We start from the raw sequence: 13,035 nt of genomic DNA on the forward strand, positions 1-13,035 counted from the left end.
CTAGCGGTTGCTTCGGGTATCTCACGCTGCTAGCGTGGCGCGGCGATGCAGGGGACGTCGCAGCCACTCCCGGAGCGCGCAGCAGACCTGTCCATCGTCGCTCGCCACCGCGACACCTTCCTTCGTAGCATCGGCGGCGAAGTCCCAGCGCGCGAAGAGCCGCCGCTCATAGGTGGCAAGCTTCGCCTCGTCCGGCGCATCGGCGAGGGCGGGATGGGCACTGTCTGGGAAGGCCATCACGAGCTGCTGCGCCTGCGGATAGCGGTCAAGTGGTTGCGGCGCGATCTCGCGCAGAGCGAGAGGCTGCGCCGCCGATTCCTCCGCGAAGCCCGCGCCGTTGCAGCGGTGAAGCACCCGAATGTGGTCGAGATCCTCGACGTCGCCCGCGATGACGCCGGAGATCTCTATCTCGTAATGGAGTTCGTCGAGGGCGAGCCGTTGAATGTGGTGTTGCGCCGCGATGGTCGCTTGCCGTGGTCACGCGCGTCGATATTGCTCGGCCAGCTCGCGCGCGCTCTCGAGCACGCGCACGCGCAGGGGGTCGTGCATCGCGATCTCAAGCCCAGCAACATCATCGTCCAGCGAGCCGGCACCTGCGACGAATCCGTCAAGATCATCGACTTTGGGCTGGCGACGCGGCACGCGGACGACGGCGATAGCTGTGACATCACACACGCCGGAGACGTATTCGGCAGCCCCGGCTATATGAGCCCGGAGCAGCTGCGCAGCGAACCGGTGGACGCGCGCGCCGACGTGTACGCGCTCGGGTGCATCGCGTTCGAGATGCTGTGCGGGCGCAAGCCGTTCGTCGGGCCGACGGCGGCCGACCTGGTGGCGCAGCACCTCACCGAGCCGCCGCCGATTCCCACCTCGTTCCTCGCCGAGGCCGTGCAGGTGCCCGCGATCCAGGATCTGATTGTCCACGCGCTGTGCAAGGACCCCGCCGAGCGCTATGCGAGCGTCGCCGCGTTCGCCGAGGATATGGCGGCGATCGGTCGGACGCCCGCACGGGCTCCGCACCGCATTCGGCGACGCGCACCTGTGATGGCAGCAGTGGGCGCGCTGTCGTCAGTGTTCGCCTGGGTGTGGTTTCCGAGCCACCCGTCGCCGATCGTCGCCGAGGCGACGGAGGTGACTGAAGTGCCACCATTCACGCGAGCGATCGAGCGACCCATCGATCGGCCGACGCCGCAATGGCCCGACTGGTGGCTCGGCGCGGACCTCCGGCTGTCCGAGCCTCGCCGCGACTTTGACAAGCCCGACCGCACGGGCCCGGGTGCGCTCGCCGGCGAGGTCGTGTTGTGGGGCGACGACCCGCGGCGATCAGCCCCCTATCGAATCGTCATGGAACGCAAGGACGCGTTCACGCTGTCACATCACGCTGTGCGCGCCGGCCTGACCCTCGGCCACGCCGTCGACGAGCCCGATCGCGCGGAGCACCACGAACGTGGCGGCAACGCGGCGACCGGACGCGTGTACTGGCGCGACCCTCGTGAGTTCCCGCTACGCGCGATCGGGACGACGCAGATCGGGCCCGGCTGTACCGGCGTGCAGGTCGGCCCTGTCCACATTCTCACCGCCGCACAGTGCGTCTGGACGCAAGGAGGCTTCGCGCGGCCCGATCGACGCTGGCAGGCGGGAGACGCTCGCGGCGACGAGACCGACGCGGTCGACGTCATCCGCGTGTACGTCCCGGAGCCGTGGCCGCAGAACGAGCGGCCCGGCCTGTCCGACTGGGCCGTGGCCATCGCCGAGCGTCGCCTGGGCGACGAGCACTTCGGAGTGACAGCGCTCGCCGACGAGGCGCTGCTCGGGGTCATGTTGCAACACAAGGGCTATCCGATCGAACAAGACGCGACGTGCGATGTTCGGAGCCCCGTCGACTGGCTGCTCGGCGCCGGCCACTTGTGGGGCAATCCCGATCCGCTCGAGGTGACCGCCCGAGCGTTGCGAGCACCGAGCCCGATCAGCGGGTGGGACCGCGTCCTGGGGACGGCCGCGTCGACGAGCACCGGCCATGCAGGCGGACCTTATTACTTCTACGACGCGTCCGATCGCCCGGTGGTCGTGGCGATCCATCGTAGCGCGTGCAGCGACGCCGACGGCGGGAGCGCAGAATTCTGCGGCTACCACGAGCCGTGGCGCTGCGGGATGAAGCAGGAGCTCACGGCCCAGGCGATGCGGCTGGAGCCCGAGGGCCTCTACGGCCACATCTTGCCGGTCCTGACCTGGTGGGGGGTCGACGCCGACGGCCGCGCGACTTGCCTGCTCGATGGCGGCTGTTGAGGCGGCCACGTGCTGATGCCGTGGTCGGTCAGCAGCGTGACGGTGACGTGGTGGTGGCGCTCGCGGCCGCTCGCCAGAACACCCCGTTTGAGCGCCTTGGCCGCGGATGGAGGCTTCCATGCCCCACGATGCCTCGCGGGCGCTCCCGTCCCGTGAGCGGCGCTCCGTGGGGGCTGACGACGGCGTGACTACGCAGGTGTCTTTTAAGGACGGCACCGCGCGAAAGATCAAGGGCCATGCGCCTCGGAGGTAGCCACGCCCCAGCCGGATACTACGGGCTTGCCAGCGGCCCGGTTCGTTGATCGGGCGAAGTCGCCGCGCCACCGACGCCGCCGGCACCTCCAGTTCCGCGTGAACCTCCAGCTGAGCCAAAACAACACAATCACGCCCTACGTCGGCGCCGAACTGGGAGACGGCCAGCCCTGCGACCCGCATGGACGTGTCCGCGCCATCCGCCCACCGTGAGCGCTCCTCGACACTCGCCGGCCAGCAGCTCGAGCACGTCGGTGGAAACGGCGACTCGGAGGTTATCGACCGATCTCTGGATCCGCCCGTCGAGCGTCGTCACCGGTGCCCTTCTTCTCCCCGGACGCCAGCCGGCCGTCCGGGCAGAGCTCGAGGTCGAACATGAACTCGGCGACCTCGCCCTCGGCGCCGGAGAAGTCGCCATCCATCCCGTTCAGCGCCTTCATCACCTCGATGGCCCAAAGGTCGCCGTACTTGTGGCGCTCGGACCAGCCATCGGAGGAGCCAAAGGGATCGGCCGACACGAGAGCGCCCGGCACAGGGCCGGCCAGCAACGGGTCGGCCGGAAACGGGTCGGCCGGCAACGGGTCGACAGGAGGGCGCGCCGTTCTATTCGCAGCGCCCACGCCGCCGTCCGTCAACCCGTGAGCACGGCCCAAAAAACGTCGGTGATGCATGGAGGTCGGCGCATGTGCAAAGTATCCGCGGGGTTGCCGGCGCTACTCCGCCAGGCGCAGCAGGCCGAGCGAGCGCCAGATGAACGGGACGTCGCGGCACTGCGGAGGTGGTTGGGAGAAGTGGGTCAGACGCTCCGCCCACACGCCAAATTGGCCGATCTGCACGAACTCGCGGGAGTGGATCTGGCCCGCGTTGCCCTCGATGGTCAGGGCGAAGCTCTCGTGCTGGATCGGACCGCAGCCGTCGTCGGTCGGCGGGCACGCCGGCTCGATCGACGCGAGCGAGATGTCCGCAAACGGGTTGAGCTCGCTGGAATGGCCGGCGGCGAGCACAAGGACGTCGAGATCGACTTCATGGATCCAAAGGGCGGCGACGGGCAGACTGTCGATCCTGGGATGGTCCCCTACAAACCCGTGCTGGACCGGATCCGTGCGGTGTTCGCGGACCACGGGTTTCATCTCCACTTCGACGTCGGCGACCTCCTCGACGCCAGCCCAGGGCTGGATCCCGCCGAGCACGATTGCGGTGGGGGCAACCAGGTCCCCTTCCCCACCAAGGTCTGCTACTGCAAAACACCTGGTTTCAAGAACTTCGACGAGATCAAGGCTCATAACCTAGCCATCAACCGCTGGGCGATGTTCCACTACGTCGTCTTCGCCAATGAAGGCGGGAAACCCACCACCGGCGGCGAGGGCGAGCGACCGGGCAACGACGTCTACATCTCGCACGGGAAACACCTGTACAAGTTCGACACGCCGCAAAACGTCAACTACACCTACAACCATCAGGCTTACACACTGATGCACGAGCTCGGGCACAACCTCGGGCTCAGTCACGGCGGCTACAGCACGACCAACGGTGACTCTCTGGCGGACGAGGCGAACTACAAGCCCAACTATTTCAGCATCATGAATTATCTCTACGACGAGGGGTTGCCGGTCCTGGGCACGCAAGAAGGCGAGCGCTACTACTACGAACACGCCGACGTGAACCCGCTGTGCGCCGCCAAGGGCGTAAAGCTCGCGAACATGAGCGCGTCTTCCTACGGCCCCCTCGCGCAATTCCGGCTCGACTACTCGAGCGGGGTCGGTAGTCAGATCGATCTGGCCGCGGAGGAAGGTCTGGGACAGCCCGGGAGCCAGTGGGTCGATTTCGACTGCGACGGGCTCGTGGACGCCGCCACGTACGCGGACGACCTTTACGCCAAGGTCGACGGGATGAATGTCCCCCTCACGCTGTTGCGCGATCATGACGATTGGGGCGGGCTCGACCTATACTTCGTGCCGAGCACGTCCGGCTTCAACAACGCCGAGACCGCAGCCCGCAGCGGGCGCCCCGAGCTAATGCGGGTGCCCATCCTGAACGATCGGCAGCCGCTCGACCGTCCGGATCCGCTCCCCGAAGCGCGACGGCGACGCGTCCGCCGCTGACCAGCGGCAGAGCGTGCTCGCCGTCGTGACCGCGAGGCAGGCTTCGAGGATGCTGGCGTAGATGTCGGCCTGCAGCTCGAGCTGCGCCGCGTCGACGCCAGCGATCATGACGTCGAGCTCGGTGATGTAGATGCCGAGGCCGAGCGCCGCGAAGCGCTCCATCTTGGCGCGGACGTCGTCGAGATCCGGCGGCGCGGCGGCGTCGATGTGGAACTGCAGACCGATGCCATCGATCGGCACGTCGCGGGCGACGAGGCCGGTCGACATCTCGTACATGAAATCGGACTTGAGCCCGAGCGCCTCGGCCCCAATTTCATTGTACAGCAGCACCGCGTCGGGGTCAGCTGCGCGGACGGTGCGGAACGCCCGCTCGATGAACTCGACGCCGAGGACGTCGGGCCACATCGACCACGCGTATGCCCCGCGGCCTCGGCGACGGCGAGCCCAACAGCGCCGTGTCTACCCGGTCGTCCGCGGCCGCGAACCGCCCGACCCCGACGCCTCGGCCAGCGCCGGCCCCGGCCGCGCGCCGGCCTCGAGCTCCTGGCGCTGCAGCCGGCGCTGCCATGCACCGAGGGAGAGCGAGGTGACGAGCAGCAGCGAAAAGGCCCCGAACCACACCAGCGGGGAGGGGTAGAAGAACGCCATGAAGATCACGAACTCGTAGAGCTTAAAGGCGACGCCCCTCGCTCGGCCGAACAGCCGAGCGAAGGCGTAGTGCCAGAATTCACGCGTGGCGACGACCGGCATCTTCTGCGGCTCGGCCGATGACGGGACGAGCTCGGCCGATGACGGGACGAGCTGCGCCTCATCGAGTGCCCCTTCGGTCAGCGCACGCAAGCGTTGTTGTGCGAGATATTTTCGGCTCCCTCGCTCGACCAGCCCAGACCAGACGGTAAGGACGGCCATAAATGCGAGACCGTTCTGCCACCACGGCCATCCGAGCGTAACGAGCCATTCATAGAAGAATCCGGCAGGCAGCCAGAACACGAGCGCGATCGGGGTGAACGATGCGAGGCTCCAGAATTGCTCGGTCGGCAGGAACCCCCACCGTTGGGGCGGCAAGGGCTTGCGCGAGGGAGCAAGTTGCTGCTGCAGGTCCAGGGCTCCGCGGTCAGTCACTTGTTCTGCGCTCCGTTACACTTATCGGTGATATAGCCGGAAACGGCGTTGTGAACGGTCCCGCCAACGCCGAGGCATGTCGGCCTCTTGGCCACCAGACCGCAGCCTGCAATGACCGCGACGCCCAGCGTCGAGCCAGCGATCTTGCCGACCCACCAACACTTCAGGTCCCGGTCGTCCAGCGCGAGGGTCACGGCGTCGTCGTGCCAGACCTGCAGTAGGCTGGCGACGACGGCCATGGTTTGCGCAGTGCTGAGGGTGGCGAAGTTGCTCGACTGCGAGACGACGGCCCCGTCGACGAAGCCGACCTCCGTCACCACGGCGTCCTCGACCTTGACGAGGCCAACACCGGCCCCCGCATCGTCCTGGCGAACGGTCAATGAGACTGCCCGACCTCCTCGAGGTAGAAGTTGATCTCGAGCTGGCTGTCGGCCACGTCAGCACGGACGTCGTCGATGATGACGGGCGCTTGCAGGTGGGCAAAAAGCTCGTCAGCAGCAGCCGGCGGAGTTAGCTCCGGGGCGCTCTCAGCGGCTCCTGGTGCCGCGGCGAGCGTGAGTGATAGGACGAGGGAGGTGTGGTGCATGGCCCTCCATGTGTCGCTACCCGCCGCCGTCGAGCGCGCGGGCAACCAGGAGCAGGCGCAGCAGGGTGGGAGCGCCTGGGCGGAGGTCCGGTCCATTCCGCCGGGGCCGGCGCCGAGCTCAACGTACCCGCGCGCTGAGGTTGCCATGAGCGCCGGCGCCGTCGCCCGCGCGCCGATGCGTTAGGGGACCGAAGGCCGCTGGCCTGCGGCGATAGCCTCGCCGCAGACCGCCCGTGCCTTGCGACTCCCATCACCGAGGTGTGACGGCCTGCGGGAAGTCGAAGAATTGCGCGGGGTCGACGGTGGCCTTGACCCGCTGCAGCCGCGAGTAGTTGTCGCCGTGGTAGGCGGCGGGCCAGTCGCGCAGCTCGGGGTCCATGCCGTTGGTGTAGCCGCCGACGCCGAGATGGGTCTGCATGACGCCGTGGATGGCGCGCAACCAACTGGGTGCGCCGCTCGACGTGGGCGCGGTCGGTGAGCGCGGTCCAGTAGGAGTGGTACTGGACGACGCCGACGGCGGTGCGGTGCGGGAAGGCAGTCGCGTCGGCGGGGCGATCGCCGACTGCCCCGCCGAGCCCGTCGATCAGCAGGGCGCTGGCACCCCCAACACCGGTAAAGCAATGGAGCTGCATGAGCGATTCGGCCATGTTGCGAGCGGCGGCGGGGGTCATCGGCCGGCGGACGACGTGCGACTTGGCGGCGAAGGCGACGCGGGCGCCCCAGGTCCCGCCGCCCCACCGCTCCGCTTCGCTGGCGGCCTGGATGTAGCTGCACGGGGTGATCAGGCGCTGGGCCTCGCGGCGGTCGACGGCGGCCACCAGGCGGTCCAGCGCAGGCTGGAGGGCGTCGGGGGTGCCGATGAAGGTGCCGGTCACGGCGGGCAGTGAAGGGGCGCCGGCGTCGCTGAGCTGCTCGAACGCGCTCCAGAGCGCGCGGGGGGTGCCCTGGTCGGCGTTCCAGTGGGTCCAGCCGCGGATCACGGCAGCCGTGTCGGTGGCGGGCCAGGTGAGAATGAATCGGGTGAAGTGACGGTCGCGGATGACCTCGGTGGCGAACTCGAGCGAGGTGACGACGCCGAAGTTGCCGCCGCCGCCGCCGCACAGGGCCCAGAACAGGTCGTCGTCGGGCGGCTCGGAGTCCGGGCCGACGCGGCGGATCCGGCCGTCCGCGGTGACGATCTCGACGCTGCGCAGGTGATCGCAGGCGAGGCCCCACGCGCGGGTGAACGCGCTCAATCCCCCGCCGAGGGTCGCGCCGGCCAGGCCGATCGACGGACAGCGTACGAGCGGCAGCCCGGCGCCCGTCGCAGCGAGGGCGAGGTGGGCCTGCATGCCCTTGACCCCGGCGCCGAACAGAGCCCGGCCGCCGCCCACGCTCGTCGTGTTGAGCGAGCCGACGTCGAGCACGAGGCCGGGTCCGGTCGAGTAGCCGGCGTAGCTGTGCCCGCCGGAGCGCAGCGCGAGGCGGACGCCGCGGTCGCGGGCGAACCGCACGATAGCGACGACGTCCTCGACGCAGGCCGGGTAGACGAGGGCCTGCGGACGGACGTGGTCGAAGCGCTGGTTGACGAGCAGGCGGCCCTGCTCGTACGCGAGGTCGTGCGGGCGCACGACGACGCCGCGGATCCGCGAGGCGAGCGCGGACCAGTCGAGGTCCCCGGTCCGCGGGGCGCGGCCGGCGAGGGCGGCGGTGTTGGTGAGCTCAGCGGACCGCTGGAGGGCCGTCAGGGTGTGGATGTCGGCCAGGACCGGGAAGTCGAACGGCAGCGGGCGCGGCCCGACCTGGTCGGGGATCGAGGTGAACCCGCCGTCGGGATCCTGGCGCGCGAGCAGATAGGCGAGCGCGCGTGCGGCATGACGCGGGTCGCCGTGGCGGACGACAACGGGGAGGGCCTGGGCGGTCGAGAGGACGTCCGATGCCCATCGGCGACGCCGCGAGATCACCTGGCTGCGCGAGACGCATCAGGGAAGCCGTTGGGCGAAAAGCCCGTCAAGGACTTCCGGGCGACCGATTTCGACTACGTTCGCTCCGCCCTCTCCGAGTTGAGGTCGAGCACCGCGAACGTCTACCTGGGCGTCATGCGACATTGCCTGGAGGTTGCTCGGTCGAAAGGGCTCCGCACGGAGCCCATCGGGTCGCAGTGCGTCGAAGTGACGGAGCCTCCGCGCGAGCGCGCGCATCTGGACGAGGAGGAGGCGGAAGTGCTGTGCCAGGCACAACTCGACCTTCCCCACCGCCTGGTGGTGCTCCTCGGCCTGGACGCGGGTCTCCGCGCAAGCGAGGTCGCCGGCCTCCAGATCAGGGACATCGACGGCGACGACTTGCATGTGCGCCGCTCCGTCTTCGCTGAGAAGGGTAAGCGCCTCGTGTACCACACCAAATCGGGCCGAGAGCGGGTCGTGCCCATGTCCCCGCGGCTCGCCGCCTGCGTGCGAGAGGCGGCGGACCTCAGCACGGACGAGTGGCTGCTCCATAACAAGTTCGGGCGGACCGTGACGAACTACCTCTACACCGCCGCCAAGCTGGCAGGGATCGAGCGCCGCGGTCCACACAGCCTGCGGCACTCGTTCGCCACGCACGCGTTGCGGGCTGGCGCCGATCTCAAGACCGTGCAGGAGTTGTGCGGACACGCGTCGGCCCGTACCACGGAGGTCTACCTGCATGGCAGCAAGCGCACGCGGCGCGACGCGATCGCCAAGATGGCCGCCCACCGGACGAGCCTGGCCAACGAGAGTGACACAGATCTGACACAGCCGCGGGCGACGCGAGGCGGCCGTGACGCCCCCCCCGCCAAGCCCGCGTAATCACATACGTTTCAAGTGGTGCCGTGAGCGGCGAGCCACTTGTGCATGAACGGCACGCTGGCCTCCCAGCCCTCGCGGAGCTGCTTCTCGAGCGAGCTCTCGATCAGGCCGCCGACGCCGAACACCTTGGCCTCGACGACGAGGTCGGCGATCCGGCGCACCTTGTTGTCGCCGATCGGCTCGATGCGCAGGGTGCCCTCGTTGCGGACCTTGTCGGCCATCGAGCTCGGGGTGACCTTCCACGTCCAGATCTTGGTCGCGCGGTCGAGCGAGCCGTCCTCGACGTAGCTGAAGTTGGGCCCGACGAGCTTGGCGATCGGCCCCGGCAGGTTCATCTTCGGCGTCCCCTTGACCTTGCGGGTCACGGTCGTGTCGGTCTCGCGCTGCTCGAGGATGTCGTAGCCGGAGAACCCGAGCCCCTCGAGGTACAGCTTCTTGTTGTACTCCTGGTCGAGGAAGACCTTCCAAAAGGTGTCAGCGTCGCAATTGATCTCGTGGACGAGCGTGAACTTGGACATGCTGTGGGCCTTTGCTGCTGCTGCTGCGCGCCGGACTTTAGCAGCGCGCCCCGCCTGCGGGAAGCGCAGATCCACGCAAGGCGGCCCTGCGGCGGCTACGGCCGCGTACGCCGGACGAACAGCACCCCGAGCCACGTGCCGACGACGTCGCTGCGGCCGTCGCCGTCGATGTCGGGGAACCCCACCACCTCGAGCGGCACGTCGACCAGGGTGACCTGCGCGACCCCGTCCTCGCCGCGCAGCCACACGTGCGTGCCGTTCGCGTCGGCGATCGCGAGGTCGAAGCGGCCGTCGCGGTCGACGTCGGCGACGCGGCGGAGCACCGCGTCGTCCTGCGCGTCGCGCTGCTGCAGCAGCGACCGGCGCTCGGGCGCGCCGCGGTCGTGGCGGTAGAAAGACGCGCCTTCTTGCGTCACCAGCTCGACGCGCCCGGCGGCGTCGGGCGGCCCGAACATCGCCACCTCCCCGGGCAGCGCCGCGGGGCTCGACCACGCCCCGTCGACCTCGGCCCGGACGAGCGTGTTGACGCCGGGTTCGACGCTGTGGACCAGGATGTCGGCGCGGCGATCACCGTCGACGTCGCCGAGATCGAGCGCCGAAGAGTACGTGTCGACCTCGGCCACGGCGACGAACGGCGCGAACTGCAGCGGCCCGGTCCCGCGGGCCACCGCGACGAAGGCCTGCTCCCTCATGAGCAGCGCGACGAGATCGGACAGACCGTCGCCATCGAGGTCGGCGACCTTCACCGACCGCACGAAGGCATCGGTCAGCTCGGGGAGGACGATCGGGGCCTCGCGCGCGTCCGGGCGAAACGGATGGACCTCGATGATGCCGTCCGGCGAGCTGACGGTGAGGATCCCGAGCGCGTCGCTGTCGTCGAGGTCGCCGAGGGCCAGCGAACCGCGGAGGTGCCCGTCGTTGATGGCCCGACCGCGCGCGAGCGGATCGGTCTCGGCGCCCCACAGCACGCTGACCCCGCCCGCCGCATCGCCCGCCGTGAACACCACGTCGTCGATCCCGTCGCCGTCGATGTCGCCGAACTCGAGCTCGTACGGCATCCCGACGAGCCACCTGCTCGAGGTATGCACCGGTCGCGCGACCGGGCGCATGAGGTGCGTGGCGATGCCCGAGCGCGACAGCGTGACGACGTCGAATTGCGCGTCGCCGACGGCGAAGGCTCCCGCGGTGCCCTCGACGAAGCTGGTGCGCCCGATCCCGGGCTCGAAGGTGCCGTCGCCGAGCCCGCGCTGCGAGTAAAAAGACCCCGACTGGATCGCCGACGCGATGTCGAGCCGGCCGTCGCCGTCGAGATCGCGGAGCGTGTGCGGCGGCTGGATGTCCGGGAGGACCGTCGCCGCCGCGGTCCCGCTGGCGAGGCCGGACACGACCACGCCCGCTTGATAGGCGCTGATCACCGCCTCCACTGCGCCGTCGCCGTCGAGGTCGCCGACGGCGAACCCGCCCGGGCGAAACGCATCCACCTCGAGGCCCGTCAACGCCCCGAGGTCGTGGGTCTCGGCGGCGACGAAGTTCGGACCCTCGGGGACCATGTGCGCGAGGACGGCGGCCTGCTCGTCGCGGGCGTACATCAGCAGCTCGTCGACGCCGTCCTCGTCGAAGTCGACCGGGACGATGCCGAAGACGTCCTGCCACGGGCCCAGCGGAGCCTCGTCGGCGACGCTGCCGTCGGCGGCGAAGCGCAGCAGCGACGCGCCCTTGCCGTCGTAGCCCCCGCCCCCGTCGGGGACCGACAGCGCTGCGATCGCCGCCGGCGACGCGGGCCCGGTGCGCACCGGCACCAGCTCGTAGGGCAGCACCGCGGCCTGGTGCGGCGGACGCAACACGTACGAGCCACCCGCGCCGGCCTGCGCCAGCCACACGTTCGTCACGTCGGACACGAGGATGTCGGCCAGGCCATCGCCGGTGGCGTCGGCGATCGTCAGCCCCATCGGCTTGACCGAGAGGTCGAGCTCGGCGATCCGCTCGAGCCCGCGGTCGGCGCGGCCGCGCAGCACGAGCAGCCGGGAGTCGCTGATCGCCGCGACGTCGAGCAGCGGATCGCCGTCGAGGTGGCCGGTCGTCACCGCGCTGGTGTACAGGCTGCTCTCCACCGTCGCGTCGCGCCAGATCTCGATCGCCGCGCCGACCGAGGCGTACGCGCCCCACTGGACGAACCCCCACCCGCCGATCAGCAGGCCGCCGTCGTCGCTCCCGCCGACCCAGGTGCCCGCGCTCTGCATCGACTCCTCGAGCCGGCCGAGCCACGTCGAGCCCTTGCCGAACCATGTCGTGATGCCGCGCGCCGACGGCACGGTGACGCCGAAGAAGCCGCTGGCGGCCACCGGCCCGACCACCAGCCCCGCGGCGTCCTCGTCGTTGCCCGTGGCCGCCATCGGCAGGGCGGTCGGGCTGGAGAAGCGGCCATGGCCGTCGTTGCGGTGGACCAGCACCTGGGTCGAGTCGGCGCGGGTGAAGGCGTCGAGGTCGCCGTCGCCGTCGTGATCGCCGAGGTCGATCCACTGCATCGACCCCGACGCCAGGCTCGCAGTCGCCGCCCGCAGCCCGCCGTCACCTGTCCCGAAGAACACCTGCAGCGCCAGGCCGGCGTCGACCACCACAAGGTCGAGGTGCTCGTCGCCGTCGACGTCGCCCACGTCGAGCCGCAGCGGGGACCGGCCGGCCGGGTGCTCGCGCATGGTCCCCGTCGACGGATCGATCACCGCGATCACGCCCTCCTCCGGGAGGGTCGCGACCAGCTCGGGCGCGCCGTCGCCCGCGAGGTCGGCGGCCACGAGCGCCGCTGCCTCGTCGCGCAAAACGACCTCGCGGCGGCGCTGGAGCCGGCCCGAGGCGTCGGCGGCGAACACCACCACCACCGGCGGCTCGCTCAGCGCCACTGCGACCTCGCCCGGCAGCGCCGCGATCGCCACCGGCATCTGGGCGGGAAAGGCCAGCATCGTCCGCTGTCCTTCGGGCCAGGCGACCACCAGCTGCTCGCCCGTGCGGTCGAGCACGACCTGCTCACGCTCGCCGTCGCCGTCGAGGTCGACCTCGACCGCCTCGTCGACCCGCGGCGAGACGAACTTCCACCCCAAGTCGCGCGCGCACAGCCGCTCCAGCGGGCCGCACGGCCCCTCGGCGCCGCCGCACGTCATGGCCGCGAGCGCCAGGCCGACGACGCCCGCCCACGCGCCCGAGCGCGGCGCGGAGGCAGGTCGACGGCGACGCGGCCACATGCCGGCCCAGTCTACACCGGCCCCGGCAAAACGGCGCCTGCGCACGCCCCGCGGCGCGCCCGGACCCTCCCCGACCGCGGGACGGTGGCCCGCCTGCCGGTCGCTCCCTCGCGGGAGACTCGCCGGCGC

At 70.1% G+C, this 13,035-nt stretch carries 14 protein-coding genes; 4 read left to right on the plus strand and 10 right to left on the minus strand.

Annotated features, from left to right (window positions below):
* Positions 1–21 precede the first annotated feature (21 nt).
* A complete protein-coding gene (locus OV090_RS50530; RefSeq protein WP_267707156.1) occupies positions 22–354 on the minus strand; it encodes a hypothetical protein in 333 nt (110 codons plus the stop codon).
* Here OV090_RS50530 and OV090_RS06775 point away from each other — a divergent pair.
* Positions 244–2,286: a serine/threonine-protein kinase gene (locus OV090_RS06775; RefSeq protein WP_267707074.1), complete on the plus strand. Its 2,043-nt coding sequence runs from the start codon at positions 244–246 to the stop codon at positions 2,284–2,286. The two genes, OV090_RS50530 and OV090_RS06775, sit on opposite strands and share 111 nt — an antisense overlap.
* Positions 2,287–2,813: 527 nt before the next feature.
* Here OV090_RS06775 and OV090_RS06780 read toward each other — a convergent pair.
* Positions 2,814–3,116, minus strand: coding sequence for a hypothetical protein (locus OV090_RS06780; RefSeq protein WP_267702679.1), 303 nt, complete (start codon positions 3,114–3,116; stop codon positions 2,814–2,816).
* Positions 3,117–3,251: 135 nt separating this feature from the next.
* Positions 3,252–3,542, minus strand: a complete 291-nt coding sequence (locus OV090_RS06785; protein WP_267702680.1) for a hypothetical protein — start codon at positions 3,540–3,542, stop codon at positions 3,252–3,254.
* Here OV090_RS06785 and OV090_RS06790 point away from each other — a divergent pair.
* Positions 3,525–4,640 carry a hypothetical protein gene (locus tag OV090_RS06790; protein ID WP_267702681.1) on the plus strand — a complete coding sequence of 372 codons (1,116 nt, stop codon included), beginning with the start codon at positions 3,525–3,527 and terminating at the stop codon, positions 4,638–4,640. The two genes, OV090_RS06785 and OV090_RS06790, sit on opposite strands and share 18 nt — an antisense overlap.
* Here the strand turns inward: OV090_RS06790 and OV090_RS06795 are convergent.
* The 5 genes from OV090_RS06795 to OV090_RS06815 all read right to left on the minus strand — a co-directional run bounded on the left by OV090_RS06795 (position 4,551) and on the right by OV090_RS06815 (position 6,766).
* Complete coding sequence (locus OV090_RS06795) at positions 4,551–5,045, minus strand: endo-1,4-beta-xylanase (protein ID WP_267702682.1); 495 nt, start codon at positions 5,043–5,045, stop codon at positions 4,551–4,553. The two genes, OV090_RS06790 and OV090_RS06795, sit on opposite strands and share 90 nt — an antisense overlap.
* Positions 5,046–5,099: 54 nt before the next feature.
* Entirely contained in the window at positions 5,100–5,762 is a 663-nt protein-coding gene (locus tag OV090_RS06800; protein ID WP_267702683.1) for a hypothetical protein, read from the minus strand.
* Entirely contained in the window at positions 5,759–6,142 is a 384-nt protein-coding gene (locus OV090_RS06805; RefSeq protein WP_267702684.1) for a hypothetical protein, read from the minus strand. The genes OV090_RS06800 and OV090_RS06805 overlap by 4 nt, the downstream gene beginning before the upstream one ends.
* Positions 6,139–6,348 (minus strand): hypothetical protein, encoded by a 210-nt coding sequence (locus OV090_RS06810; protein WP_267702685.1) that lies wholly within the window; start codon positions 6,346–6,348, stop codon positions 6,139–6,141. Before OV090_RS06810 ends, OV090_RS06805 begins: the two co-directional genes overlap by 4 nt.
* A 250-nt stretch (positions 6,349–6,598) precedes the next feature.
* Entirely contained in the window at positions 6,599–6,766 is a 168-nt protein-coding gene (locus OV090_RS06815) for a BBE domain-containing protein (protein WP_267702686.1), read from the minus strand.
* Here OV090_RS06815 and OV090_RS06820 point away from each other — a divergent pair.
* Both OV090_RS06820 and OV090_RS50535 read left to right on the plus strand, forming a co-directional pair.
* Positions 6,765–7,235 (plus strand): hypothetical protein, encoded by a 471-nt coding sequence (locus tag OV090_RS06820; protein ID WP_267702687.1) that lies wholly within the window; start codon positions 6,765–6,767, stop codon positions 7,233–7,235. The two genes, OV090_RS06815 and OV090_RS06820, sit on opposite strands and share 2 nt — an antisense overlap.
* 138 nt (positions 7,236–7,373) lie before the next feature.
* The gene (locus tag OV090_RS50535) at positions 7,374–9,152 is read left to right on the plus strand and encodes a site-specific integrase (protein ID WP_267702688.1); all 1,779 of its coding nucleotides are present in this window, start codon (positions 7,374–7,376) and stop codon (positions 9,150–9,152) included.
* 11 nt (positions 9,153–9,163) lie between these two features.
* On the opposite strand, the gene OV090_RS06830 is transcribed toward OV090_RS50535, so the two are convergent.
* The gene (locus OV090_RS06830; RefSeq protein WP_267702689.1) at positions 9,164–9,670 is read right to left on the minus strand and encodes a DUF2505 domain-containing protein; all 507 of its coding nucleotides are present in this window, start codon (positions 9,668–9,670) and stop codon (positions 9,164–9,166) included.
* Positions 9,671–9,765: 95 nt separating this feature from the next.
* Positions 9,766–12,906 (minus strand): VCBS repeat-containing protein, encoded by a 3,141-nt coding sequence (locus tag OV090_RS06835; protein ID WP_267702690.1) that lies wholly within the window; start codon positions 12,904–12,906, stop codon positions 9,766–9,768.
* Positions 12,907–13,035 lie beyond the last annotated feature (129 nt).

It is taken from the genome of Nannocystis sp. RBIL2 (genome assembly GCF_026626745.1).
GTDB lineage: Bacteria > Myxococcota_A > Polyangia > Nannocystales > Nannocystaceae > Nannocystis.

Excerpts from the sequence above, each read along its gene's own strand:
- OV090_RS06835 (WP_267702690.1), bottom strand. The coding sequence starts at position 12,906 with ATGTGGCCGCGTCGCCGTCGACCTGCCTCCGCGCCGCGCTCGGGCGCG.
- OV090_RS06820 (WP_267702687.1), top strand. The coding sequence starts at position 6,765 with ATGACGCCGTGGATGGCGCGCAACCAACTGGGTGCGCCGCTCGACGTG.
- OV090_RS06830 (WP_267702689.1), bottom strand. The coding sequence starts at position 9,670 with ATGTCCAAGTTCACGCTCGTCCACGAGATCAATTGCGACGCTGACACC.
- OV090_RS06790 (WP_267702681.1), top strand. The coding sequence starts at position 3,525 with ATGGCCGGCGGCGAGCACAAGGACGTCGAGATCGACTTCATGGATCCA.
- OV090_RS06810 (WP_267702685.1), bottom strand. The coding sequence starts at position 6,348 with ATGCACCACACCTCCCTCGTCCTATCACTCACGCTCGCCGCGGCACCA.
- OV090_RS06815 (WP_267702686.1), bottom strand. The coding sequence starts at position 6,766 with ATGCAGACCCATCTCGGCGTCGGCGGCTACACCAACGGCATGGACCCC.
- OV090_RS06795 (WP_267702682.1), bottom strand. The coding sequence starts at position 5,045 with ATGTGGCCCGACGTCCTCGGCGTCGAGTTCATCGAGCGGGCGTTCCGC.